Genomic DNA, 23,434 nt, shown 5'->3' on the forward strand with positions numbered 1-23,434 from the left:
CCATGGCGGACGACCGTCTCACCATCGCCGGGACCGCCTTCGACTCCCGGCTGATCATGGGTACGGGCGGGGCGCCCAGCCTCGACGTACTGGAACGCGCCCTCGCCGCCAGCGGCACCGAGCTGACGACCGTGGCGATGCGCCGGCTCGACCCGACCGTCCGGGGCTCGGTCCTGTCCGTCCTCGACAAGCTGGGCATCCGCGTCCTGCCGAACACCGCGGGCTGCTTCACCGCGGGCGAGGCGGTCCTGACGGCCCGACTCGCGCGGGAGGCGCTCGGCACGGACTGGATCAAGCTGGAGGTGGTGGCCGACGAGCGGACGCTGCTGCCCGATCCCGTCGAGCTGCTCGACGCGGCCGAGACGCTGGTCGACGACGGCTTCACGGTCCTGCCGTACACCAACGACGACCCGGTGCTCGCGCGCAAGCTGGAGGACGTCGGCTGTGCGGCGATCATGCCGCTCGGCTCGCCGATCGGCTCGGGGCTCGGCATCCGCAACCCGCACAACTTCCAGCTGATCGTGGAGCACGCGCGCGTGCCGGTGATCCTGGACGCGGGCGCCGGTACGGCATCCGACGCGGCGCTCGCCATGGAGCTCGGCTGCTCGGCGGTGATGCTGGCCTCGGCGGTGACGCGGGCGCAGGAGCCGGTGCTGATGGCCGAGGCGATGCGCCACGCGGTCGAGGCGGGCCGCCTCGCGTACCGCGCCGGGAGGATCCCGCGCCGGCACTTCGCGGAGGCGTCGTCCCCGCTGGAGGGGCGCGCGGTCCTGGACCCGGAGCGGCCGGCGTTCTGACGTGCGCGTGTGACACCGCCGGGCCCGCGGGCCCTCGGCGGTGTCACAGCTCGGCTGCAGTCGCGCCGGGGGTCCGTACGGGGCGGCGGGGGTGTCGGTGCGGGCTCGTAGACTCGGGCGGGTGGATACGACCCTGCACGACCCGCTCGTGGGCCAGCTGCTCGACGGCCGCTACCGAGTCGAGGCGCGCATCGCCGTCGGGGGCATGGCCACGGTGTACCGGGCCCTGGACACCCGGCTCGACCGGGTGCTCGCGCTCAAGGTGATGCACCCCGCCCTCGCGACGGACGCGACCTTCGTCGAGCGCTTCATCCGCGAGGCCAAGTCCGTGGCGCGGCTCTCGCACCCGAATGTGGTGGGGGTCTTCGACCAGGGCGCCGACGGGGCCTACGTGTACCTCGCCATGGAGTACGTCGCGGGCTGCACCCTCCGCGACGTGCTGCGCGAGCGCGGCGCACTGCGCCCGCGGGCCGCGCTCGACATCCTGGAGCCGGTGCTGGCCGCGCTGGGCGCCGCGCACCGGGCGGGCTTCGTCCACCGGGACATGAAGCCGGAGAACGTCCTGATCGGGGACGATGGCCGGGTCAAGGTCGCCGACTTCGGGCTCGTACGGGCCGTCGGCGCCGCCACCAACACCACCGGGTCCGTGCTCGGCACCGTGTCGTACCTGGCGCCGGAGCAGATCGAGGATGGCGCCGCCGACACCCGTACCGATGTGTACGCGTGCGGTGTGGTCCTGTACGAGATGCTGACCGGCGCCAAGCCGCACTCCGGCGACACGCCCGCCCAGGTCCTCTACCAGCACCTGAACGCCGACGTGCCGGCCCCGTCCGCCGCCGTGCCGGGGCTCGCGGTGGAGCTGGACGAGCTGGTGGCGCTGGCCACGGCCCGCAACCCCGAGGTCCGCCCGTACGACGCCGTGGCGCTCCTCGCGCACGCCCGCGAGGCCCGGGCCGCGCTCGGCGACGAGCAGCTGGACCTGGACCCGCCGCAGACGCACACACCGGCGGGCGCCGGGGACGGCGGCGACGGCGGTCCGGAGGACGTGACCAGCGTGATCGCGCGTCCGCTGCCCGAACCGCAGGAGCCGGTCCAGCACACCAGCCGCCTGGAGGTGCCGCCGCCGGCCCCGCGGCCCGAGCGGCCGGCGGCGGTGCGCGCCCCCCGCCGCGGGATGGTCGCCGCCCTCGTGGCCGTCCTCCTCGTCCTGGGTGTCGGCGCGGGCGTCTGGTACATCAACTCGGGCCAGTTCACCCGTGTCCCGACGCTCCTGGGCCAGACCCAGGCGCAGGCGGAGCAGCGGCTCACGGACGCCGGTCTCGACGTGCAGGGCGTCAAGCGCGCCTACAGCAGCGCCTACGAGCGGGGCACGGTCATGGCCAGCGACCCCGCCCCGGGCGAGCGGATCCGTGACAACGGCTCCGTGACGCTCACCATCTCCCGCGGCCCCGAGATCGTGAAGGTCCCCGACCTCGAGGGCAAGCCGCTCGCCGAGGCGAAGCGCGAGCTGACCAAGGCCGGTCTCACGCCCGGCGTGGTCACCAAGGCCTTCAGCCGGGAGATCGAGCAGGGCGCGGTGATCAGCACCGACCCGGCGCCCGGCACGAAGCGCAACCCCGACTCCGCCGTCGCCCTCGTGGTCAGCCGGGGCGCCCCGGTCGACGTTCCGGACGTCACCGGCGACCCGGTCCGGGACGCCACCCGTACGCTGGAGGCGGCCGGGTTCGCCGTGAAGGTCGCCCCCGAGCGGGTGCACTCGGCCCAGGACGCGGGCGCCGTCGCCAGCCAGTCCCCCGCCGACGGCCGCCAGGCCGCCAAGGGCGACACGGTGACGCTCACCGTCTCCAAGGGCCCCCGCATGATCGCCGTGCCCGACGTCACGGGCGACAGCGTCGACGACGCGCGGCGCGAGCTGGAGGCCGCCGGCTTCGAGGTGGAGGTCGAGAAGGCCTTCCCCTTCCTGAGCGACACCGTGAGCAGCCAGTCGGTGCCGGGCGGCGAGGAGGCCCCCGAGGGCAGCACCATCACCATCAAGACCAAGGGAATCTGAGCACCCATGCGCAACCCCGTCGGCGGCCATGTCCCCGTGGCCGGCGGCCTCGCCAAGACCGGCCTGTCGTACGCCCGCGAGCTCGGCGCCGAGACCGTCCAGGTCTTCGTCGCCAACCCCCGCGGCTGGGCGACCCCCGCCGGGAACCCGGCGCAGGACGAGCTGTTCCGCGCCGAGTGCGCCGCCGAGGGGATACCGGCGTACGTCCACGCCCCATATCTGATCAACTTCGGTTCCCACACCGAGGCGACCGTCGAGTACTCGGTGGCGTCGCTGCGCCACTCGCTGCGCCGCGCCCGGCAGATCGGCGCACTGGGCGTGGTGGTGCACACCGGTTCGGCGACCGGGGGCCGCCCCCGCGAGGAGGCCCTCGCGCAGGTGCGCACGCACATGCTGCCGCTGCTCGACGAGCTGACGCACGACGACGACCCGTTCCTGCTGCTGGAGTCGACGGCCGGGCAAGGTGCCTCGCTCTGCTCCCGGACGTGGGACTTCGGCCCGTACTTCGAGGCGCTCGACGCCCACCCCAAGCTGGGCATCTGCCTGGACACCTGCCACATCTTCGCGGCCGGGCACGACCTCACCGGCGAGCACGGCATGCGGCAGACGCTGGACCTGCTGGTGGAGACGGTCGGGGAAGGACGGCTGAAGCTGATCCACGCCAACGACTCCAAGGACGTGGTGGGCGCCCACAAGGACCGCCACGCGAACATCGGCGCCGGCCACATCGGCGAGGAGCCGTTCCGTGAGCTGATGCGCCACCCGGCGACCGAGGGTGTGCCCCTGATCATCGAGACGCCCGGCGGCAAGGAAGGCCACGCGGCGGATGTGGAGCGGCTGAAGAAGCTCCGGTGACATCACCCCTTGAGGGAATACCCCTAGGGTATACGGTTCTTGCTGTCGGCAGGAACCGCTACCGGACGTTGGGGGATCTCATGCGGCACGACAGCCACGCGGAGCACAGCGAACACGCGCACACGCACCACGAGAACCACGAGCAGCCCGAGAACCACGAGCAGCACCAGCATCACGAGCAGCACCACCAGCACCACGAGCAGCACCACGAACATCACCAGCACCACATGGGCGGCGGCAAGGTCAGCTGGTCCATGGCGGCCCAGGCCACGCTCCACTGCCTCACCGGATGCGCCATCGGCGAGGTCCTGGGCATGGTCATCGGCACCGCCCTCGGCTGGGGCAACCTCCCCACCATGGCCCTGGCGATCGTCCTCGCCTTCACCTTCGGCTACGCGCTCACCCTGCGCGGCATCCTCAAGGCGGGCGTCGACTTCAAGACCGCCTTCAAGGTCGCCCTCGCCGCCGACACGCTCTCCATCGCCGTCATGGAGATCATCGACAACGGCGTGCTCGCCCTCTGGCCCGGCGCCATGGACGCCCACCTGACGGACGCCTTCTTCTGGGGAGTGCTCGCCTTCGCCCTCTTCGCCGCCTTCGTCATCACCACACCCGTCAACAAGTGGATGATCGGCCGCGGCAAGGGACACGCCGTGGTGCACCAGTACCACCACTGACCAGCGCGGTCGCCTACCTACCCGGGAGGGGTATTACAGCTCCGGACCGTCCCCCGGCTCCTCCTGGTACGAGTACCGCTGCTCCCGCCACGGGTCGCCGATGTTGTGATAGCCGCGCTCTTCCCAGAAGCCGCGGCGATCGGCGGTCATGTACTCCACGCCCCGGACCCATTTGGGCCCCTTCCAGGCGTACAGATGCGGCACGATCAGCCGCAGCGGGAAGCCGTGCTCGGCGGTGAGCAACTCACCGTCCTTGTGGGTGGCGAAAATCGAGCGGTCCGACGCGAAGTCCGAGAGCCGCATGTTGGCGCTGAAGCCGTACTCCGCCCACACCATCACATGGCTGACACCGGCGGCCGGCGGGGCCAACTCCAGGATCGTACGGGCGGGGACGCCACCCCATTCGGCCCCCAGCATGCTGAATTTCGTCACGCAGTGCAGGTCGGCCACGACCGTGGAGAACGGCAGGGCCGAGAACTCCTCATGGGTCCAGCTGTGCTTCTCGCCGTCCGCCGTGGCGCCGAAGACCTGGAACTCCCAGCGGTCCGGCTTGAACTTGGGGACGGGGCCGTAATGGGTGACCGGCCAGCCGCGCTGCAGTCGCTGGCCCGGCGGAAGCTCGGACTCCCCTGCCTCCCGGTGTTCCTCGCTCCCTGGGTGACCCATGCCTCAATGGTGACAGACCGGGAGGGGTGGTCATGACCAGGGACGGGACGGTACAGAGCCGGATTCGGGCAACTCCCACTAAGCCTGTACTTACTGGACGACCTCCCTCGGCGGTGCGAGGATGCGCGGCATCGGCACGTGCCCCCGATCACACGCGCGGAAGGAGCCTTTGCGATGCAGGGCGACCCCGAGGTCATCGAATTCCTCAACGAGCAGCTGACGGCCGAGCTGACGGCGATCAACCAGTACTTCCTGCACGCGAAGATGCAGGAGAACAACGGGTGGACGAAGCTCGCGAAGTACACCCGTGCGGAGTCGTTCGACGAGATGAAGCACGCCGAGGTGCTCACCGACCGGATCCTCTTCCTGGACGGCCTCCCGAACTACCAGCGGCTCTTCCACGTCCGCGTGGGCCAGACCCTCACGGAGATGTTCCAGGCGGACCGCCAGGTCGAGGTGGAGGCGATCGACCGGCTCAAGCGCGGCATCGAGGTCATGCGCACCAAGGGCGACATCACGTCGGCGAACATCTTCGAGTCGATCCTCGCGGACGAGGAGCACCACATCGACTACCTCGACACCCAGCTGGACCTGATCGACAAGCTCGGGGAGGCGCTGTACATCGCCCAGCTGATCGAGCAGCCGGACAGCTAGGCGGCCGGACAGCTGAACGGCGGGACAGCCGGGCGTCCGGACGGGCTGTTACGCGGCCTCGACCAGCGGTTCGGCGGTCTCCGCGACGTCGGCCGTGAGGGCGGGCCTGCCCTGGTCCACCAGCTCGCGCCGCGGGCAGTTGCCGCGGCCGAGGATGGCCTGGATCCGGCGTACGCACGACCCGCAGTCGGTGCCGGCCTTGCAGGCCGAGGCTATCTGGCGGGGCGTGCAGGCGCCGGCGTCCGCGTGTTCCTTGACCTGCTTCTCCGTGACACCGAAGCACGAGCAGACGTACACGCGGTCACCTCCCTGCGGATCCGGACACGGGTCGGACGGCCAATGGTTCTGGAAGCCCTTCCCGATTCCTCGGTGAGGCTAACCTAACCTTACCCCGCACCCCCGGAGCGCAACAGCCGGGAAGCCGACGAAAAAGCCGATGGGGCGCGGATCACATGGATCCGCGCCCCATCGGCACGTCAAGGCTGTTTCCAGCCAAGATCACCCGTCAACAACCATCACCCGGGATCACTGGTCGCGGTACATCTCCGCCACCAGGAAGGCCAGGTCCAGCGACTGGCTGCGGTTGAGCCGCGGGTCGCAGGCGGTCTCGTAGCGCTGGTGCAGGTCGTCGACGAAGATCTCGTCGCCGCCGCCCACACACTCGGTGACGTCGTCGCCGGTCAGCTCCACGTGGATGCCTCCCGGGTGCGTACCGAGCTCCTTGTGGACCTCGAAGAAGCCCTTGACCTCGTCGAGCACGTCGTCGAAACGGCGCGTCTTGTGGCCCGAGGCCGCCTCGAAGGTGTTGCCGTGCATCGGGTCGGTCACCCAGGCCACCATGGCGCCGGACGCCGTGACCTTCTCGACCAGCTCGGGAAGCTTGTCGCGGACCTTGTCGGCGCCCATGCGGACGATGAAGGTCAGCCGGCCGGGCTCGCGGTCCGGGTCGAGGCGGTCGATGTACGTCAGCGCCTCGTCGACCGTCGTCGTCGGGCCGAGCTTGATGCCGATGGGGTTGCGGATCCGCGACGCGAACTCGATGTGCGCGCCGTCCAGCTGGCGGGTGCGCTCACCGATCCAGACCATGTGGCCGGACGTGTCGTACAGGTGCCCGGTCCGCGAGTCGACGCGGGTCAGCGCCGACTCGTAGTCCAGCAGCAGCGCCTCGTGGGAGGCGTAGAACTCGACCGTGCGGAACTCGGCCGGGTCGGTGCCGCAGGCCTTCATGAAGTTCAGCGCGTTGTCGATCTCGCGCGCCAGCTGCTCGTAGCGCTGCCCGGACGGCGACGACTTCACGAAGTCCTGGTTCCAGGCGTGCACCTGGCGCAGGTCGGCGTAGCCGCCGGTGGTGAAGGCGCGCACCAGGTTCAGCGTCGAGGCCGACGCCTGGTACATGCGCTTCAGCCGCTGCGGGTCCGGGACGCGGGCCGCCTCGGTGAACTCGAAGCCGTTGACGGAGTCGCCGCGGTAGGTCGGCAGGGTCACGCCGTCGCGGGTCTCGGTCGGCTTGGAGCGCGGCTTGGAGTACTGGCCGGCGATCCGTCCCACCTTCACGACGGGCACGGAGGCGGCGTAGGTGAGGACGGCACCCATCTGGAGCAGCGTCTTGAGTTTGGCGCGGATGTGCTCCGCGCTCACAGCGTCGAAGGACTCGGCGCAGTCGCCACCCTGGAGCAGGAACGCCTCGCCCCTGGCGACGGCTCCCATCCGGGCGCGCAGCTGGTCACACTCGCCTGCGAAGACGAGCGGCGGATACGACTCGAGGTCCGCGATCACATCGCGCAGAGCCTCGGCATCGGGGTACTCGGGCTGCTGCGCCGCGGGCAGGTCTCGCCAGGTCGCCTGGGCGGCGACGGCTTCGGAATCAGCGTTCACGGTCACGCCTCAACAGTACGGGGTTGTCCGCGATCCGTTCCGGCGAGCCCGCCTGGTGAGACAGAACGGTCAGATCCGTCTCACCAGGGGCACCCCCGCAGTGGCGGGGACCACACTGCACCGATCTGAAGCAGAGTCGGACCACCCCCGCTGATGCGGGGAACCAACCCGTCCAACGATTCGATCACCCGGCGGACACGGTACCCATGCGCTAGGGTGCCGGACATGTACGCGCAGAAGACCCAGACGATCCAGAACTGGTGGTGGACCGCTCATCCGGCGGCCCACTGATTCGCGTACGCACCGACACCGCGAAGGCCGCCCGAGGGGCGGCCTTCCTCCGTTTCACGGGCCGTTCCTCTCCTCCCGGAAGGAACGCACCGCATGAACCTCGACCGACTGCTCGACGACGAGTCGCCCTGCCCGCCCTTCGCCCTGCTGCGCCGCCGTACGCCCGGTCGTGATCACGACACCGTCGAGGTGCTGATCGGCGCCGTCCACGAGGCGGAGCGCCTCGCGGACATCCCCGTCGGTCCGCGCCCCACGCTCGCGCTGGTGCCGTTCCGGCAGCTGCGGGAGCGCGGCTTCGACGTACGCGACGACGGGACGCCGCTGTCGGTGCTCGTCGCCGACGAGACGTACGAGCTGCCGCTCGCCGAGGTGCTGGAGCGGCTGCCCGCGCACGACGTGGTGGTGGAGGGCGGGGGCTTCGACGTCTCGGACGAGGAGTACGCCGGTACCGTACGGCGGGTCATCGAGGACGAGATCGGGCGGGGCGAGGGCGCGAACTTCGTCATCCGGCGTACGTACCGGGGCGCGATCCCCGGGTTCGGGCGGCGGGACGCGCTGGCGCTGTTCCGGCGACTGCTCACCGGTGAGCGGGGCGCGTACTGGACCTTCGTCGTCCACACCGGCGAGCGCACCCTGGTGGGCGCGAGCCCGGAGGTGCATGTCCGCATGTCCGGCGGCACGGTCGTGATGAACCCGATCAGCGGCACGTACCGCTATCCGGCGGGCGGGCCGACGGCCGAGGACCTGCTGGCCTTCCTCGCCGACCGCAAGGAGACCGACGAGCTCTCCATGGTCGTGGACGAGGAACTGAAGATGATGTGCACCGTCGGCGACATGGGCGGGGTGGTGGTCGGGCCGCGGCTGAGGGAGATGGCGCACCTGGCGCACACCGAGTACGAGCTGCGCGGCCGCTCCTCGCTGGACGTGCGGGAGGTGCTGCGCGAGACGATGTTCGCGGCCACGGTCACCGGGTCGCCGGTGCAGAACGCGTGCCGGGTCATCGAGCGCCATGAGCCCCTCGGGCCGGACGGTGGCGGCCGGGGCTACTACGCGGGCGCCCTGGCGCTGCTCGGTACGGACGCGAGCGGGGCGCAGACGCTGGATTCGCCGATCCTGATCCGTACGGCGGACATCGCGGCCGACGGCGAGCTGCGTGTGCCGGTCGGCGCCACGCTGGTGCGGCACTCGCTTCCGGAGAGCGAGGTCGCCGAGACGCATGCCAAGGCGGCGGGGGTGCTGGCGGCGCTGGGCGTGCGGCCGGGGCGGCCGGAGGAGGAGTCCGTACGGCCCGCGCGGCTGGCGGACGACCCGCGGGTGCGGGCGGCGCTGGACGCCCGGCGCGCCGACCTGGCGCCGTTCTGGCTGAAGATGCAGGACCGGCCCGCCGCCCCGGCCGCCGGGCACGCGCTGGTGGTGGACGCGGAGGACACCTTCACGTCGATGCTCGCGCACCTGCTGCGCGCGTCGGGCCTGGAGGTGACGGTCCGCCGCTTCGACGAGCCGGGGCTGCGGGAGGCGGTGCTCGCACACGAGGGTCCGGTGGTGCTGGGGCCGGGGCCCGGCGATCCGGGCGACCTGGCCGATCCGAAGATGCGCTCGCTGCGGGCGCTCGCCACCGAGCTCGTCCGCCGGGCCGGCGGCCACCGGCACGGCCTGGTCGGGGTGTGCCTCGGCCATGAGCTGATCGCGGCCGAGCTGGGGCTGCCGATCGTGCGCAAGGAGGTGCCGTTCCAGGGCGCCCAGGTGCGGATCGACCTGTTCGGTACGCCGGAGACGGTGGGGTTCTACAACAGCTTCACGGCCCGCTGCGACGACGGGACCGCCGCCGAGCTGGCGGCGCACGGCGTCGAGATCAGCCGCGACGCGGCGACGGGCGAGGTGCACGCGCTGCGCGGGCCGGGCTTCGCGGGCGTGCAGTTCCACCCGGAGTCGGTGCTCACGCTGCGCGGCGCGGCGGTCGTGCGGGAGCTGCTGCGGGCGCTGGAGGTCAGCCCGCGATGAGGTCGCCGGGCGGCGGGACCAGGACGTTCTCGCTGCGGCGGCCGGCCACGTAGTCGGTGATGTTCCGCACCGTCGTCGCGATGATCTCGGTCACCGCGTCGACGGTGTAGTACGCCTGGTGGGAGGTGACCAGGACGTTCGGGAAGGTCATCAGCCGGGCGAGGGTGTCGTCGGTGACGGGCTCCAGGGACTTGTCGAGGTAGAAGAGACCGGCCTCCGCCTCGTAGACGTCGAGGCCGACGCCGGTGAAGCGGCCGGCGCGCAGCTCGGTGACGAGGGCGTCGGTGTCGACCAGGCCGCCGCGGCTGGAGTTCACCAGGATGGCGTCGTCCTTCATGGCCTTGAGCGCGGCGGCGTCGACCAGGTGGCGGGTCTCCGGCACCAGCGGGACGTGCAGGCTGAGGACGTCGGAGGCGGCGAAGAGCTCCTCCTTCTCGACGTACCGCATGCCGAGCGCGACGCAGGCGGGGTTGGGGGCGAGGTCCCAGCCGAGGAGGTTCATGCCGAAGCCGTGGGCGATCCGGGCGAACGCCTCGCCGATCCTGCCGGTGCCGAGGACGCCGGCCGTGCGGCCGTGCAGGTCGTGGCCGAGCAGTCCGTCGAGGCGGAAGTCGAAGTCGCGGGTGCGGATGGCGGCGCGGACGAGGCGGCGGTTGACGGCCATCGCGAGCGCCCAGGCGAATTCGGCGACGGAGTAGGGCGAGTAGGAGGACACGCGGGCGACCGTGAGGCCGAGCTGCCGGGCGGCGGTGAGGTCGATGTTGTTGAAGCCGGTGGAGCGCTGGGCGATCATCCGCGTGCCGCCGGCCGCGAGGGCGCGCAGCACGCGGGCGTCGAGATCGGCGTTGACGCTGGTGGAGACGGCTTCGTACCCGGCGGCGAGGGGGGCGGTGTCCTCGGTGAGGAAGACGTCCAGGCAGCGGAGGTCGTGGTGGCCCGCGAAGGCCGCCTCCATCAGCGGCTTCTCGTCCGTTTGGACGCCGAAGGCCAGGACTTCCACGATGTGTCTCCCTTCGCGCGGATAGCGCGAATATACGACCGCCGCCCCGCCCGCGCCGGTCGGGCGGGCGCCGATCGGCCGGTCAGCCGAAGAAGACCCCGGCCTCCTCGTACAGCCTCGGGTCGACCGTCTTCAGCCGGGCCGTGGCCTCGCGGATCGGGACGCGCACGATGTCCGTGCCGCGCAGGGCGACCATCATGCCGAAGTCGCCGTCGCGTACGGCCTCGATGGCGTGCAGCCCGAAGCGGGTGGCCAGCCAGCGGTCGAAGGCGCTCGGTGTGCCGCCGCGCTGCACGTGGCCGAGGACGGTGGTCCTGGCCTCCTTGCCGGTGCGCTTCTCGATCTCCTTGGCCAGCCACTCGCCGACGCCGGAGAGCCGGACGTGCCCGAAGGAGTCGAGCGTCCCGTCCTTCAGCACCATGTCGCCGTCCTTGGGCACGGCGCCTTCCGCGACGACGACGATGGGCGCGTACGAGGCCCGGAAGCGCGAGGTCACCCAGGCGCACACCTGGTCGACGTCGAAGCGCTGCTCGGGGATGAGGATGACGTTGGCGCCGCCGGCGAGGCCCGAGTGCAGGGCGATCCAGCCCGCGTGACGGCCCATCACCTCGACGACGAGCACCCGCATGTGGGATTCGGCGGTGGTGTGGAGGCGGTCGATGGCCTCGGTGGCGATCTGGACGGCGGTGTCGAAGCCGAAGGTGTAGTCGGTGGCGGACAGGTCGTTGTCGATGGTCTTGGGCACGCCGACGCAGGGGACGCCGTACTCGTCGCTCAGGCGGGCGGCGACACCGAGGGTGTCCTCGCCGCCGATCGCGACGAGCGCGTCGACCTCCTCTTTGGCGAGGTTCTGCTTGATGCGGCGGATGCCGTTCTCCACCGTGAGGGGGTTGGTGCGCGAGGAACCGAGGATGGTGCCGCCACGCGGCAGGATGCCGCGCACGGCGGGGATGTCGAGGCGCACGGTGTCGCCCTCCAGGGGGCCGCGCCAGCCGTCCCGGAAGCCGGTGAACTCGTAGCCGTACTCCTGGACACCCTTGCGGACGATGCCGCGGATGACCGCGTTCAGGCCGGGGCAGTCACCGCCGCCGGTCAGTACTCCCACCCGCATGGACCGTTTCCCTTCGTCGTCGCCGAGGGGCTGCACGGCCACGGTAAGGGTGACCCACGTCACTCCGGGACGGTACGAAAGGTGAATTCCGGGCTGGCGTAGCGAAGTTACGCCCGCTCACGCCTCGGTCAGGCGTCGTCCAGGCCGCGCTCGATCGCGTACCGCACGAGCTCGACGCGGTTGTGCAGCTGGAGCTTGCCCAGCGTGTTCTGCACGTGGTTCTGGACGGTGCGGTGGGAGATGACCAGGCGCTCGGCGATCTGCTTGTAGCTCAGGCCCTTGGCGACGAGTCGCAGCACCTCGGTCTCGCGCTCGGTGAGCCGCGGCGCCTTCGGCTCGTCCCGCCCGGTGACGGGCGCGGGCTCGGAGGCCAGCCGCCGGTACTCCCCGAGGACGAGCCCGGCCAGGCCCGGTGTGAAGACCGGGTCGCCGACGGCGGTACGGCGCACGGCGTCGATCAGCTCCTCCGTGCTGGCCGACTTCAGCAGGTAGCCGGTCGCGCCGGACTTCACCGCCTCCAGGACGTCGGCGTGCTCACCGCTCGCGGACAGCACCAGCACGCGCAGCGCCGGATGGGCGGCGACCAGCTCCTTGCACACCTGGACGCCCGGCTTGGCGGGCAGGTTCAGGTCGAGGACGAGGACGTCCGGGGAGACGGCATGGGCGCGGCGGACCGCCTGCTCCCCGTCCCCCGCGGTGGCGACCACGTCGAAACCGGCCTCGGCCAGGTCGCGGGCGACCGCGTCCCGCCACATCGGATGGTCGTCGACGACCATCACCTTGGTCTGCTGCTCCGTCATTTCCCTGCGCCTGCCTTCCCCCGTGGAACCTTCAATTCGACTTCCGTGCCCTGGCCCGGGACCGAGATCAGCTCGGCCGTCCCGCCCAGGTCCCGGAGCCTGCCGCGGATGGAGAGGGCCACCCCCATGCGTCCCTCTCCCTCCGCCTGCGCCAGCCGGCCCTCCGGAATGCCCGGCCCGTCGTCCCGTACCGTCACGATCACCTCGTCGGTCCAGTCCTCGACGAGGATCCACGCCTGGGCGCCGTCGCCCGCGTGTCTGCGGACATTGTCCAGGGCGGCACTGACAGCGGCCGCCAGCTCCTTCGCCGCGGCGGGCGGCAGCAGCACCGGGGCGCCCGGCTCCGAGAAGGTGACGCGCGACCCGGCGTGCGGGGCGAGCAGCGTGCGCAGGTCGACGGGGGCGCCGGCGGCGGTGTCGTCGTCGTCCGGCTCCTCCACGACGCGGACGACGGCGCCCTGGGACTCGTCCTCGGAGACGTACGAGGTGGGGCTCAGGCCGCCCGCCACCAGGGTGCGCAGCGCCACCTCCTGCTCCCCGGCCATCCGGCCGAGCTCGGCGGCCTCGCCGCCCAGGGCCGTGCCCCTGCGCTGGACCATGGCCAGCACCTGGAGGACGGAGTCGTGGATGTCGCGGGCCAGCCGCTCGCGTTCGCGGGTGGCGGCCTCGATCTCCAGGGCCCGCGCGAGGGTGCGCTCGGAGGCGCGGGCCACCTCCACCACGTAACCGATGGCTATGGAGGCCACCCACACGAGCAGGACGTTGTGGAGGGTGTCCCGGCTGGGATGGCCGCGTTCGACGATGTTGGCGACGGCCACCAGGGACGAGGCGAAGGCGGCCCAGCGCCAGCCGCCCTTGATGGCGTACGCGAGGACCGAGCCGGCGGTCCAGATGGTCGGCAGCGTCGAGCCGTCGAACGTCTGGGCGTGCACGTCGGCGAGCGGCGTCAGCAGGATGCCGGTGAGGGCGATGGCGAGGTCGGCGATGAGGAACCGCTTGGTGCAGCCGGCGGCGCCGGCGACCTTCGGGAGGGTGGCCAGCGTCCACACGGACATCACGGCGAGGAAGGCGACGGCCACCCAGGGGCGCTCGAACGTGTCGCGGGTGAAGACGAACAGCAGGACCGCGTACGCCATGGTGAGGACGCGGTACGCGGTGAGGGCCCGCCACAGTGGCTGCTCGACGGACATGCGCACGACGCGCTCGCGCTTGGCCAACTTCCCCACCCCTGGATGTACGGCTCTGTACAGCTGGACGTACGGCGCCGTCAGGCGCCGGGCTGCTCCCGCTCGGCCTTGGCCGCCTCCTTGGCAGCTTCCTTCGCCGCCTTCTCCGCGTCGGCGAGCTGGCGCTTGGCGGCGGTCGCGTAGATGTCGACGTACTCCTGGCCGGAGAGCTTCATGATCTCGTACATCACCTCGTCGGTGACCGAGCGCAGGATGAAGCGGTCGCCGTCCATGCCGTGGTAGCGGCTGAAGTCCAGCGGCTTGCCGATCCGGATGCCCGGGCGCATGAGCTTGGGGACGACCTTGCCGGGCGGCTGGATCTTCTCGGTGTCGATCATCGCGACCGGGATGACCGGCGCGCCCGTGGCCAGCGCCACGCGCGCGAGGCCGCCGGGCTTGCCGCGGTAGAGGCGGCCGTCCGGCGAACGGGTGCCCTCGGGGTAGATGCCGAACAGCTCACCGCGCTCGATGACCTCGATGCCGCTCCTGATCGCCGCCTCGCCGGCGCCCCGGGCGCCCGAGCGGTCCACCGGCAGCTGGCCGACGCCCTTGAAGAACGCGGCCGTCAGCTTGCCCTTCAGGCCGGGCGAGGTGAAGTACTCGGCCTTGGCGATGAAGGTCACCTTGCGGTCCAGGACCGCGGGCAGGAAGAAGGAGTCCGAGAAGGAGAGGTGATTGCTCGCGAGGATCGCCGGCCCCTCGGCGGGAATGTTCTCGAGGCCCTCCACCCAGGGCCTGAAGGCGAGCTTCAGCGTCCCTCCGATGGAGAACTTCATTGCGCCGTAGATCAAGTTTCGAGTGCCTCTCCTGTGTTCCGTCGAACAGACCATAACCCGTGCGGCGCCTGGCCCCTTCCTGATGGGCTGACGGGTGGGGCGACGGCTCTGGTCGGTGTCAGTCCGGTCGCGTACGGTGAAGTACACCTCCTTCCCGAGATCCACCCCCACCCCACCGATCACCCTTTCCCGAACAGGAGACCCCCGTGCCGGTCGTCCCCGGAGCCGAGCCGTACCGCCACGAGGGCGGCCGGGTCGGCGTGCTGCTCTGTCACGGCTTCACCGGTTCGCCGCAGTCCCTGCGGCCCTGGGCCGAGTACCTGGCCGCGCGCGGCCTGACGGTGTCGCTGCCGCTGCTGCCCGGGCACGGCACCCGCTGGCAGGACATGCAGGTCACCGGCTGGCAGGACTGGTACGCGGAGGTGGACCGCGAGCTGCGGGCACTGCTGACCCGGTGCGAGCAGGTCTTCGTCTTCGGGCTGTCCATGGGCGGGGCGCTCACGCTGCGGCTCGCCGCGCGGCACGGCGACGCCGTGCGGGGCATCGTGCTGGTGAACCCGGCGAACAAGGTCCACGGGCTCGCCGCCCACGCGTTGCCGGTCGTGCGCCACCTCATCCCGTCGCGGCCCGGCATCGTGGACGACATAGCCAAGGAGGGCATGACGGAGGCCGGGTACGACCGGGTGCCGCTGCACGCCGCGCATTCGGTGCGGCGGTTCTTCAAGATTGTCGACGGCGAGCTTCCGCAGGTCACGCAGCCGGTGCTGCTGCTGCACAGCCCGCAGGACCACGTGGTGTCGCCCGCCGACTCGGCCCGCATCCTGAGCCGGATCTCCTCGGTGGACGTCCGGGAGGTCCTGTTGGAACAGAGCTACCACGTGGCGACGTTGGACCACGACGCGGAGCGGATCTTCGAGGAGAGTTACGCGTTCATCGGCCGGCTCGCTCCGAGCGTCGGCGAGAAGGGGAGCACCACCGGTGGCTGAGCAGCACGACTCGGACAAGCGGGACGAGCAGCCGTTCGACGAAGAGGCGGCATGGGCGGCGATCGTCGCCGGGTACGGCGAGGAGCCGGCGGACCCGCCGGGCGTCAAGCCGTTCACGTTCAAGGCCGTGGAGGACCTCGCGCTGCCGGAGGGCGACGTCAACGGCGTCAACGGCATCGACGACGTCCACGGCGTCCGGGACGACGTCGACGACGACCCCGAGGACGGCGGCGGGGACACCCGCGACGCGGGCGGGGCCTCGGACCGGCCGCTGGGCAGCTCGGTGGTCTTCGCCCCCGGCGTCGGGGGCGGCGGCCCGCGCGACTACGCGCTGCCGGAGCCCAAGGAGGAGGACCTCGACGCCTCGGACGAGGGCCACTTCGTCCCCCCGGAGCCGCCGCCGCTGCCGGAGGCGGACACGACCGCGAAGTTCGCGTGGCTCGGCGTGGTCGGCGGCCCGGTGCTGATGCTGGTCGCGGTGCTGCTCCAGTGGGACATGACGTGGTGGCTCACCACGCTGTGCGTGGGCGGCTTCGTCGGCGGCTTCCTCACGCTGGTGGCGCGGATGCGCCACGGCGACGAGGAGGACGACGACCCGGGCCGGGGCGCCGTCGTCTAAGGGCTAGGGCCTGCCCGGGACCCTCAGCGCCGCCAGGACCGGGAGGTGGTCGGTGGCCGCGCGGAGGTCCGCGTCCGTGACGCCCGGCAGGCCCTGCGGGACGCCGCAGCCGAGCACCTCGATGCCCTTCGTGGCGAAGACCGCGTCGATCCGCTTGCGCGGCTCGCCGGGCGCCCAGGTGTGCTCGCCGCCCCAGGGCCGTACCGCCCAGCAGTCCTGGAGCTCGGCCGCGAGCCGCCGGAACGCGCTCCCGTCCGGCTCGTCGTTGACGTCGCCCGCCACGATCGCGTGCGGCGCGTCCAGGGCGGCCAGCCGGTCCAGGGCCATCCCGGCCTGGGCGTACCGCTCGTCGGAGCTCAGGCTCAGATGGCAGCCGACCAGCCCGAGCCGGGCGCTCCCGACGCGTACCACGGCCGTCGCCAGGCCCCGCCGGTGCAGGCCGGGCGTGAGCGGCAGCAGGACGTCCTCGGTGCGCTCGACCGTCACCCGCAGCGAGCACAGCAGCAGCGGCCCGGACGCCGTCGCGCCACCCGTCAGCACCACCAGCTCGCTCTTCGCGGCGAGCCGCGCCGCGTGCTTGCGCCATCGGAAGAAGCGGGGCGCCTCCTGGACGAAGACCACGTCGGGCCGGCACGCCCGGATCACCCGCGCGAGCGCGTCCTCGTCGTCGCGCATCGAGCGGATGTTGTACGAGAGCACCCGGATCACGGCCGAACCATCCGGCTCGGTGCGGGAGTTGGGCAGGTCGTCGAGCGTCATACCAGCACGATATGACGGTGCCCGCCGCATCCGGGTGAGGACGCGGCGGGCACCGGCGTGGGTCAGGCCGTACGTCAGGCCGTACGCGGAAGGGTCAGCCCTGGCGGGCCAGGTCGGCCGCGCCGACGAGCCCGGCCTTGCCGCCCAGCTGGGCCGCGAGCACCTGGGCGTGCGGGCGGTAGCGGCCGCCCACCAGCCAGCGGCGGAAGGACTTGCGGATCGGGCCGAGGACCAGTTCGCCCTCGTCCGAGACGCCGCCGCCGACGATGAACGCCGACGGGTCGAACAGCGACGCCAGGTCGGCGAGGCCCGCCCCGGCCCAGCGGGCCAGCTCGCGGAACGAGTCGACGGCGACCGGGCAGCCCTGGCGGGCCGCGTCGCTGATGTGCTTGCCCTCGATGCCCTCGGGGGTGCCGTCGCCCAGCGCCAGCAGGATCGTGGCGTTCTCCGGGGTGGCGGCGGCGCGCTGCCTGGCGTACCGCACGAGGGCGCGCCCGGAGGCGTACTGCTCCCAGCAGCCCTGGCTGCCGCAGCCGCACAGCAGGCCGTCCGGCACCACCCGGATGTGGCCGAACTCGGCGGCCACGCCGAAGCGGCCGCGGCGCAGCTTGTTGCCGATGATGATGCCGCCGCCGAGCCCCGTACCGAGGGTGATGCAGATGACGTCGTCGTGGCCCTGGCCGGCGCCGAAGCGGTACTCGCCCCAGGCGGCGGCGTTGGCGTCGTTCTCCACGACCACCGGGAGGCCGGTGCGCTGCTCGACCTTGTCCTTCAGCGGCTCGTGCCGCCAGTGGATGTTCGGCGCGAACAGGACGGTGGCGCGCTTGTCGTCGACGTAACCGGCGGCACCGATGCCGACCGCCTCGATCTCATGGCCCTTGCCCGCCTCGGCCACGGCGGCGCAGATCGCGTCGACGATGCCGTCGGCGGTCGGCGGGGTGGGCACCTTGTGGATGTCGAGGATCGTGCCCTCTTCGTCGACCACTCCGGCCGCGATCTTCGTGCCGCCGATGTCGACGCCGATGGTGAGTCCCATGTGTCCCTCAGTTTTCGGTCGAGCCCCGCTACGGCCAACCGTACCCGAGGGCGGGCACGGAGCCCTCAGTCCAGGTCGATGTGCTCGCTCGGGCCCGGGCCTTCGCGGTTGTCGCGGTTGTCGCGGCCGGAGCCGTCGTCGCTCTTCCCGGTCCCGGGCCGGCCCTGCGTCCAGCGGCGCTCCTGGCCCTCGACGGCGGAGCGGTACGCGGCGAGCAGTTCGCTGCCGGCGGCGGCGAGGTGGTCGAAGACCTCGGGGTTGCGCTCGATCATCGGCTCCACGGCTGACTTGGCCTGGCTGACGAGCTGCTGCACGGCGTTCTGCGCGCCCGCGCCGAGCAGCGGGGCGCGCAAGCCGGCGACCTTCTCCGCGACCGCGTCGACGAGCTTGCGTAGCTCCTCGGCGGCGGCGCCGGGCGGCGGGCCGGGCTGCCCGCGGCGGCGCGCCCGCTCGGCGTCCAGGTCCTCGGCGCAGGCCTTCGCCCAGGCGTCGGCGTCGGGATGCTGGGTGGCATCGCTCATGGCGTACTCCTGCGGCTGCTGCGGCGGTGCTGTGGCTGGGTCACTGTCGACGTTACCGCGTGCGGGGCCACAAATCCGGGTCGGGTGTGAACCGCACGCTCAGCACGCCGTCCGCGAGGCCCGCGCCCGAGACGGTGCAGCGGCGCAGGGCGGACGGCAGGGGCACGATGCGGCGGAACGGCCCGACCGTGAGCACGAGTTCGTCGCCCCGGCGGACGAGCCCGAGGTCGGGCTTGCGGGCGCCGGGCAGCGGGATCCGCCAGACCAGGACGCCGTCGGGGTCGCGGCGGTCCTCGACGGTCCACTCCGGCGCGGGCCGGGGGTCGCCGGGGGGTACGGCGAGGAGGGCGAGGTCGTCGGCGGAGCGGGGCGCGCGCCCCAGGTGCGGCACCTCGTGCACCTCGCCGCGGCCCTCGTGCACCTCGTGGTCCGCGTACAGCGCCTTCAGGTGGTCCTGCTGCTCGGCGCCGAGGCCGGAGAGCCACGGGTCGGCGGAGGCGGCCGGCAAGATCCGGTTGGCGACGACCGTGTCGATGGCGAGGCCGTACAGGGCGAGCCCCGCGCGGGCGGTGCGCAGTGCGGCGGTGGCGGCCGGTCCCGGCTCGGCGACCAGCCGCACCGAGGTCGTCGGGGCCTCGACCAGCGCCTGGACGGCGGCGAGTTCGCCGTCCCAGCGGCCCGCGGTCTCGTACAGCCACTCGGCGGGCATCGGTACGCCGGCGAGCTGGGCGAGCATCGGCCGCAGCGCGCGGGCGGCCTGCCGCTCGGGCGGCAGCAGCCGCCGCAGGTAGCGGCGCAGCTGCGCGGGGAGGGCGAGTACGGCGAGGGCGTCGGGCAGCGGGGGCAGGTCGACGACGATGAGGTCCCAGTCCCCGGCGGCGGCGTCCCGCAGGGCCCTCAGCAGGGCGAACCGGTCGCTGCCGGGCAGCTCGGTGAGCTCCTCCTCCGCGAGGGGAGTGGCGCCGAGCAGACCGAGTGCGGTGGCGGCGCGCTCCTGGAAGACCAGCATCTCGGCGCGGAAGTACGCCCCGGAGTCGATACGGCGGACGACGGGGCCGTCACCGTCCGGGAAGGAGTCCTGGAACCACTCGCCGGGCGCCCGGCCGGCGGTGAGGAGCAGGACCCGCTGCCCCTGCCGGGCGCTGCCGAGGGCGGTCGCGGCGGCGAGGGTGGTGAGGCCGGCGCCGCCGGGGCCGGTGACGAGGAGGGTGCGCATGGCGCCCCACGCTACCGGGGCGGTTCCCTCCCCCAGGCTCAGGTCTGGGAGGCGGTCGACTCGACGCGCTTCTTCAGGCCGTCCAGAGCGCGGTCGATGATGACCTTCTCCGCCTTGCGCTTGATCATGCCGAGCATCGGGATCTTGACGTCCACCGTCAGCCGGTACGTCACCTTGGTGCGGGTGCCGCCCGCGAGCGGGGCCAGGTGGTACGTGCCGTCCAGCGCGCGGAGCATCTGGGACTTGACCAGCGTCCAGCTGACCTCGTCGTCGCCGGTCCAGGTGTACGCCAGGGTGTGCTCGTCCCTGATCGCGCCCGCGTCCAGCAGCAGCCGGACCTTCTCGGCGCGGCCGGCGGCGTCCGTCGAGAGGACCTCGGCCTCCTTCACCTCGCCCGTCCACTCGGGGTAGCGCGCGAAGTCGGCGATCACGCCCATGACGTCGGCCGGCGCCGCCTCGATCTCAATGCTCGAGCTGGTGTGTTCCGCCATCGCTGTGGCTCCTTGGGTGAGTCTGAGGGGGGAAGGTTATCGCGTGGCCGCGCTTCACCATTCCAGGGCCCACGGCGTCCCGGTCGACGCGAAATGGCCGACGTTCACGCACTCCGTCGCCCCCACCCGCATGCGCCGCACCAGCGGCTGGTGGACGTGCCCGAACAGCGCGTACCGCGGCTTCGTCCGCCGGATCGCGTCGAGCAGCGCCCGGCTGCCGCGCTCGAAGCGGCGCGCGACCGTGTCGTACGTCAGCTCCGGCAGCTCCGGCGGGATGTGCGAGCACAGCACGTCCACCTCGCCGAGCGCCTCGACCTTCGCCGCGTACTCCTCGTCGGAGATCTCGTACGGGGTGCGCATCGGGGTGCGCAGCCCGCCGCCCACGAAGCCGAAGACGCGGCCGCCGATCTCGACGCGCTGCCCGTCCAGGACGGTGGTGCCGGGGCGGGCGTACTCGTGCCAGAGGCCGGGCATGTCGACGTTCCCGTACGTCGCGTACGTCGGGGTCGGGAAGGCGGCGAAGAGGTCGGCGTACTGCTTGCGCACGGCCGCCTCGATGGCCGTCTCGCGGTCCATGTCCAGCTCGGCCCAGAGCCGGCGGCCCAGCTCGCGGGCCTCGTCGAAGCGGCGGTCGGTGCGCAGTTCGACGAGCCGGTCGGCGTTCTCGACGCCGAAGAGGTCGGGGAAGATGCCGCGCGAGTGGTCGTGGTAGTCCAGGAAGAGGACGAGGTCGCCGAGGCATATCAGGGCGTCCGCGCCGTCCCCCGCCCTGGCCAGGTCCTCGGCGTTCCCGTGTACGTCACTGATCACGTTGACCCTCGTGCCTCGCATAGCTCCCCACCCTAAGCGCTCGGACCTGCGGTTACTTCCGAGTCGTCACGACTGTGGACTACTGTGCGCGAAGCACCCCCGAACACGTGTGACGCAGCGAACATTCGGCCGGGGCCCCTATCGGGAACCTAGTACCGGTCGGTAACGTCCGGGCAGTCCAGTCGTGCTCACCCCCACCGAGCACCTGCCCGATCATGGACCGCAGCCGGTGCATCACACAGAGCCGTGGCGCCGGCGCCCGATGAGGAGCAGCAGTCTTGCGCGAGTTCAGCCTTCCGGCCCTGTACGAGGTCCCCACGGACGGCAATCTGACGGATCTCATCCGCCGCAATGCCGCGCAGCACCCGGACGTGGCTGTCATGGGCCGCAAGGCGGCCGGTGCCTGGACGGACGTGACCGCCACCCAGTTCCTCGCCGAGGTGCGGGCCGCCGCCAAGGGCCTGATCGCGCGGGGCGTGCGGCCCGGCGACCGGGTGGGCCTCATCTCCCGCACCCGCTACGAGTGGGTGCAGATGGACTTCGCGATCTGGAGCGCGGGCGCGGTGACCGTGCCGGTGTACGAGACCAGTTCGCCGGAGCAGGTGCAGTGGATCCTCGGCGACTCGGGCGCGGTCGCGGTGATGGTCGAGAGCGACGCGCACGCCGCCGCCGTCGCGTCCGTACGCGACCGCCTGCCGGAGCTGCGGCACGTCTGGCAGATCGACAAGGGCGGGATCGACGAGCTGGTCGCGGCCGGCGCGGACGTCTCCGAGGAGACGGTCGACGAGCGCAGCGCCAGCGCCAAGGCCGACGACATCGCCACCATCGTCTACACCTCGGGCACCACCGGCCGGCCCAAGGGCTGCGTGCTGACCCACCGCAACTTCTTCGCCGAGTGCGGCAACGTCGTGGAGCGCCTCAAGCCGCTCTTCCGTACCGGCGAGTGCTCCGTGCTGCTCTTCCTGCCCGCCGCGCACGTCTTCGGCCGGCTGGTCGAGGTGGCGTCGGTCCTCGCGCCCATCCGCCTCGGCTGCGTTCCCGACATCAAGAACCTCACCGACGAACTGGCCTCCTTCCGGCCGACCCTGATCCTCGGCGTCCCACGCGTCTTCGAGAAGGTGTACAACTCGGCGCGCGCCAAGGCGCAGGCGGACGGCAAGGGCAAGATCTTCGACAAGGCGGCGCAGACGGCGATCGCGTACAGCCGCGCCGTCGACTCCCCGCAGGGCGCGTCGCTCGGTCTGCGGCTGAAGCACTTCGTCTTCGACAAGCTCGTCTACAGCAAGCTGCGCGCGGTGCTGGGCGGGCGCGGCGAGTTCGCCATCTCGGGCGGCGCGCCGCTGGGCGAGCGGCTCGGGCACTTCTTCCGGGGCATCGGCTTCACGGTGCTGGAGGGGTACGGCCTGACGGAGTCGTGCGCGGCGACCGCGTTCAACCCGTGGGACCGGCCGAAGATCGGCACGGTCGGCCAGCCGCTGCCCGGGTCGGTCGTACGGATCGCCGACGACGGCGAGGTGCTGCTCCACGGCGAGCACGTCTTCTCGGGCTACTGGAACAACGAGGCGGCGACCGCCGAGGCGCTGGCCGACGGCTGGTTCCACACGGGCGACATCGGCACGCTGGACGAGGACGGCTACCTCGCCATCACGGGCCGGAAGAAGGAGATCCTCGTCACCGCGGGCGGCAAGAACGTCGCCCCGGCGGTGATCGAGGACCGCATCCGGGGGCACGCCCTCGTCGCCGAGTGCATGGTCGTCGGCGACGGCCGGCCCTTCGTCGGCGCGCTGATCACGCTGGACGAGGAGTTCCTGGCCCGCTGGGCGGCGGAGCACGGCAAGCCGTCCGGTTCGACGGCGGCGTCGCTGCGGGAGGACGCGGAGCTCCTGGCGGAGGTCCAGCGGGCCGTGGACGACGGGAACGCGGCGGTCTCCAAGGCGGAGTCGGTGCGGAAGTTCCGGATCCTCTCGTCGCAGTTCACGGAGGAGGCGGGGCACATCACGCCGTCGCTGAAGCTGAAGCGGAACGTGGTGGCGAAGGACTTCGCGGACGAGATCGAAGCGATCTACCGGGCCTGACCGCTGCGCGGTGGCTTTCCGCTGCGCGGTGGCTTGTGCCCGGTGGGCGGTGGCTTTCCGCTGCGCGGTGGCTTGTGCCCGGTGGGCGGGGGGCGGGTGCCGGGACGACCGGATCCGGCTGCTGCGGCTGGAGCGGAACAGC

The 23,434-nt window shown here is 72.0% G+C and carries 24 protein-coding genes; 10 read left to right on the forward strand and 14 right to left on the reverse strand.

What is annotated here, in order from left to right; all coding sequences use genetic code 11:
• The first annotated feature begins 2 nt into the window (after positions 1-2).
• The 4 genes from ABZX67_RS30420 (at position 3) to ABZX67_RS30435 (ending at position 4,379) form a co-directional block, all read left to right on the forward strand.
• Positions 3-797: a thiazole synthase gene (locus tag ABZX67_RS30420; protein ID WP_355366973.1), complete on the forward strand. Its 795-nt coding sequence runs from the start codon at positions 3-5 to the stop codon at positions 795-797.
• Between the two features lie 121 nt (positions 798-918).
• Positions 919-2,847, forward strand: a complete 1,929-nt coding sequence (gene pknB, locus ABZX67_RS30425; protein WP_355366976.1) for a Stk1 family PASTA domain-containing Ser/Thr kinase — start codon at positions 919-921, stop codon at positions 2,845-2,847.
• A gap of 6 nt (positions 2,848-2,853) precedes the next feature.
• Positions 2,854-3,702 (forward strand): deoxyribonuclease IV, encoded by an 849-nt coding sequence (locus tag ABZX67_RS30430; protein WP_355366979.1) that lies wholly within the window; start codon positions 2,854-2,856, stop codon positions 3,700-3,702.
• A gap of 227 nt (positions 3,703-3,929) precedes the next feature.
• Positions 3,930-4,379 carry a DUF4396 domain-containing protein gene (locus ABZX67_RS30435; RefSeq protein WP_355367036.1) on the forward strand — a complete coding sequence of 150 codons (450 nt, stop codon included), beginning with the start codon at positions 3,930-3,932 and terminating at the stop codon, positions 4,377-4,379.
• A gap of 33 nt (positions 4,380-4,412) precedes the next feature.
• Here ABZX67_RS30435 and ABZX67_RS30440 read toward each other — a convergent pair whose 3' ends face one another.
• A complete protein-coding gene (locus ABZX67_RS30440; protein ID WP_355366982.1) occupies positions 4,413-5,045 on the reverse strand; it encodes a sulfite oxidase-like oxidoreductase in 633 nt (210 codons plus the stop codon).
• 174 nt (positions 5,046-5,219) lie between these two features.
• On the opposite strand from ABZX67_RS30440, the gene bfr reads away from it, so the two are divergent.
• The gene (gene bfr / locus ABZX67_RS30445; protein ID WP_355366985.1) at positions 5,220-5,699 is read left to right on the forward strand and encodes a bacterioferritin; all 480 of its coding nucleotides are present in this window, start codon (positions 5,220-5,222) and stop codon (positions 5,697-5,699) included.
• Between the two features lie 48 nt (positions 5,700-5,747).
• Here bfr and ABZX67_RS30450 read toward each other — a convergent pair whose 3' ends face one another.
• The gene (locus ABZX67_RS30450; RefSeq protein WP_355366988.1) at positions 5,748-5,996 is read right to left on the reverse strand and encodes a (2Fe-2S)-binding protein; all 249 of its coding nucleotides are present in this window, start codon (positions 5,994-5,996) and stop codon (positions 5,748-5,750) included.
• Between the two features lie 228 nt (positions 5,997-6,224).
• Positions 6,225-7,580, reverse strand: a complete 1,356-nt coding sequence (locus ABZX67_RS30455) for a class II 3-deoxy-7-phosphoheptulonate synthase (protein ID WP_355366991.1) — start codon at positions 7,578-7,580, stop codon at positions 6,225-6,227.
• A gap of 219 nt (positions 7,581-7,799) precedes the next feature.
• On the opposite strand from ABZX67_RS30455, the gene ABZX67_RS30460 reads away from it, so the two are divergent.
• Positions 7,800-7,865 (forward strand): trp operon leader peptide, encoded by a 66-nt coding sequence (locus ABZX67_RS30460; protein WP_355367039.1) that lies wholly within the window; start codon positions 7,800-7,802, stop codon positions 7,863-7,865.
• A 93-nt stretch (positions 7,866-7,958) separates the two neighbouring features.
• Positions 7,959-9,866, forward strand: a complete 1,908-nt coding sequence (locus ABZX67_RS30465; protein WP_355366994.1) for an anthranilate synthase family protein — start codon at positions 7,959-7,961, stop codon at positions 9,864-9,866.
• On the opposite strand, the gene ABZX67_RS30470 is transcribed toward ABZX67_RS30465, so the two are convergent.
• From ABZX67_RS30470 to ABZX67_RS30490, 5 genes are all read right to left on the reverse strand, one after another.
• On the reverse strand, positions 9,853-10,866 hold the full coding sequence (locus ABZX67_RS30470; RefSeq protein ID WP_355366997.1) for a 2-hydroxyacid dehydrogenase: 1,014 nt from the start codon (positions 10,864-10,866) through the stop codon (positions 9,853-9,855). The genes ABZX67_RS30465 and ABZX67_RS30470 overlap by 14 nt on opposite strands.
• An 82-nt stretch (positions 10,867-10,948) precedes the next feature.
• Positions 10,949-11,977, reverse strand: coding sequence for a 6-phosphofructokinase (locus ABZX67_RS30475; RefSeq protein ID WP_355367042.1), 1,029 nt, complete (start codon positions 11,975-11,977; stop codon positions 10,949-10,951).
• 128 nt (positions 11,978-12,105) lie between these two features.
• The gene (locus tag ABZX67_RS30480) at positions 12,106-12,777 is read right to left on the reverse strand and encodes a response regulator transcription factor (protein WP_355367000.1); all 672 of its coding nucleotides are present in this window, start codon (positions 12,775-12,777) and stop codon (positions 12,106-12,108) included.
• Complete coding sequence (locus ABZX67_RS30485; RefSeq protein WP_355367003.1) at positions 12,774-13,994, reverse strand: DUF5931 domain-containing protein; 1,221 nt, start codon at positions 13,992-13,994, stop codon at positions 12,774-12,776. Before ABZX67_RS30485 ends, ABZX67_RS30480 begins: the two co-directional genes overlap by 4 nt.
• A gap of 50 nt (positions 13,995-14,044) precedes the next feature.
• Positions 14,045-14,779, reverse strand: coding sequence for a lysophospholipid acyltransferase family protein (locus ABZX67_RS30490; protein ID WP_355367045.1), 735 nt, complete (start codon positions 14,777-14,779; stop codon positions 14,045-14,047).
• A 206-nt stretch (positions 14,780-14,985) separates the two neighbouring features.
• On the opposite strand from ABZX67_RS30490, the gene ABZX67_RS30495 reads away from it, so the two are divergent.
• Complete coding sequence (locus ABZX67_RS30495; RefSeq protein ID WP_355367006.1) at positions 14,986-15,765, forward strand: alpha/beta fold hydrolase; 780 nt, start codon at positions 14,986-14,988, stop codon at positions 15,763-15,765.
• Positions 15,758-16,384: a hypothetical protein gene (locus ABZX67_RS30500; RefSeq protein ID WP_355367009.1), complete on the forward strand. Its 627-nt coding sequence runs from the start codon at positions 15,758-15,760 to the stop codon at positions 16,382-16,384. The genes ABZX67_RS30495 and ABZX67_RS30500 overlap by 8 nt, the downstream gene beginning before the upstream one ends.
• Before the next feature lie 3 nt (positions 16,385-16,387).
• Here the strand turns inward: ABZX67_RS30500 and ABZX67_RS30505 are convergent, their stop codons facing one another.
• The 6 genes from ABZX67_RS30505 to ABZX67_RS30530 all read right to left on the reverse strand — a co-directional run bounded on the left by ABZX67_RS30505 (position 16,388) and on the right by ABZX67_RS30530 (position 21,238).
• Positions 16,388-17,143: an endonuclease/exonuclease/phosphatase family protein gene (locus tag ABZX67_RS30505; RefSeq protein WP_355367012.1), complete on the reverse strand. Its 756-nt coding sequence runs from the start codon at positions 17,141-17,143 to the stop codon at positions 16,388-16,390.
• A gap of 94 nt (positions 17,144-17,237) precedes the next feature.
• Positions 17,238-18,179 (reverse strand): ROK family glucokinase, encoded by a 942-nt coding sequence (locus ABZX67_RS30510; RefSeq protein ID WP_355367015.1) that lies wholly within the window; start codon positions 18,177-18,179, stop codon positions 17,238-17,240.
• A gap of 65 nt (positions 18,180-18,244) precedes the next feature.
• Positions 18,245-18,700, reverse strand: coding sequence for a DUF5304 domain-containing protein (locus ABZX67_RS30515; RefSeq protein WP_355367018.1), 456 nt, complete (start codon positions 18,698-18,700; stop codon positions 18,245-18,247).
• Positions 18,701-18,752: 52 nt separating this feature from the next.
• Complete coding sequence (locus ABZX67_RS30520; RefSeq protein ID WP_355367021.1) at positions 18,753-19,916, reverse strand: ArsA-related P-loop ATPase; 1,164 nt, start codon at positions 19,914-19,916, stop codon at positions 18,753-18,755.
• A 38-nt stretch (positions 19,917-19,954) separates the two neighbouring features.
• Positions 19,955-20,407 (reverse strand): SRPBCC family protein, encoded by a 453-nt coding sequence (locus ABZX67_RS30525; protein ID WP_355367024.1) that lies wholly within the window; start codon positions 20,405-20,407, stop codon positions 19,955-19,957.
• A gap of 54 nt (positions 20,408-20,461) precedes the next feature.
• A complete protein-coding gene (locus ABZX67_RS30530) occupies positions 20,462-21,238 on the reverse strand; it encodes a metallophosphoesterase (RefSeq protein ID WP_355367027.1) in 777 nt (258 codons plus the stop codon).
• 257 nt (positions 21,239-21,495) lie between these two features.
• On the opposite strand from ABZX67_RS30530, the gene ABZX67_RS30535 reads away from it, so the two are divergent.
• Positions 21,496-23,292 carry an AMP-binding protein gene (locus ABZX67_RS30535; RefSeq protein WP_355367030.1) on the forward strand — a complete coding sequence of 599 codons (1,797 nt, stop codon included), beginning with the start codon at positions 21,496-21,498 and terminating at the stop codon, positions 23,290-23,292.
• Positions 23,293-23,434 lie beyond the last annotated feature (142 nt).

Origin of the sequence: Streptomyces sp. NPDC003036 (assembly GCF_040611175.1) — a bacterium.
Lineage (GTDB): Bacteria > Actinomycetota > Actinomycetes > Streptomycetales > Streptomycetaceae > Streptomyces.

Excerpts from the sequence above, each read along its gene's own strand:
- ABZX67_RS30420 (WP_355366973.1), top strand. The coding sequence starts at position 3 with ATGGCGGACGACCGTCTCACCATCGCCGGGACCGCCTTCGACTCCCGG.
- ABZX67_RS30430 (WP_355366979.1), top strand. The coding sequence starts at position 2,854 with ATGCGCAACCCCGTCGGCGGCCATGTCCCCGTGGCCGGCGGCCTCGCC.
- ABZX67_RS30435 (WP_355367036.1), top strand. The coding sequence starts at position 3,930 with ATGGGCGGCGGCAAGGTCAGCTGGTCCATGGCGGCCCAGGCCACGCTC.
- ABZX67_RS30440 (WP_355366982.1), bottom strand. The coding sequence starts at position 5,045 with ATGGGTCACCCAGGGAGCGAGGAACACCGGGAGGCAGGGGAGTCCGAG.
- bfr (WP_355366985.1), top strand. The coding sequence starts at position 5,220 with ATGCAGGGCGACCCCGAGGTCATCGAATTCCTCAACGAGCAGCTGACG.
- ABZX67_RS30465 (WP_355366994.1), top strand. The coding sequence starts at position 7,959 with ATGAACCTCGACCGACTGCTCGACGACGAGTCGCCCTGCCCGCCCTTC.
- ABZX67_RS30475 (WP_355367042.1), bottom strand. The coding sequence starts at position 11,977 with ATGCGGGTGGGAGTACTGACCGGCGGCGGTGACTGCCCCGGCCTGAAC.
- ABZX67_RS30480 (WP_355367000.1), bottom strand. The coding sequence starts at position 12,777 with ATGACGGAGCAGCAGACCAAGGTGATGGTCGTCGACGACCATCCGATG.
- ABZX67_RS30490 (WP_355367045.1), bottom strand. The coding sequence starts at position 14,779 with ATGAAGTTCTCCATCGGAGGGACGCTGAAGCTCGCCTTCAGGCCCTGG.
- ABZX67_RS30505 (WP_355367012.1), bottom strand. The coding sequence starts at position 17,143 with ATGACGCTCGACGACCTGCCCAACTCCCGCACCGAGCCGGATGGTTCG.
- ABZX67_RS30510 (WP_355367015.1), bottom strand. The coding sequence starts at position 18,179 with ATGGGACTCACCATCGGCGTCGACATCGGCGGCACGAAGATCGCGGCC.
- ABZX67_RS30515 (WP_355367018.1), bottom strand. The coding sequence starts at position 18,700 with ATGAGCGATGCCACCCAGCATCCCGACGCCGACGCCTGGGCGAAGGCC.
- ABZX67_RS30520 (WP_355367021.1), bottom strand. The coding sequence starts at position 19,916 with ATGCGCACCCTCCTCGTCACCGGCCCCGGCGGCGCCGGCCTCACCACC.
- ABZX67_RS30525 (WP_355367024.1), bottom strand. The coding sequence starts at position 20,407 with ATGGCGGAACACACCAGCTCGAGCATTGAGATCGAGGCGGCGCCGGCC.
- ABZX67_RS30530 (WP_355367027.1), bottom strand. The coding sequence starts at position 21,238 with ATGCGAGGCACGAGGGTCAACGTGATCAGTGACGTACACGGGAACGCC.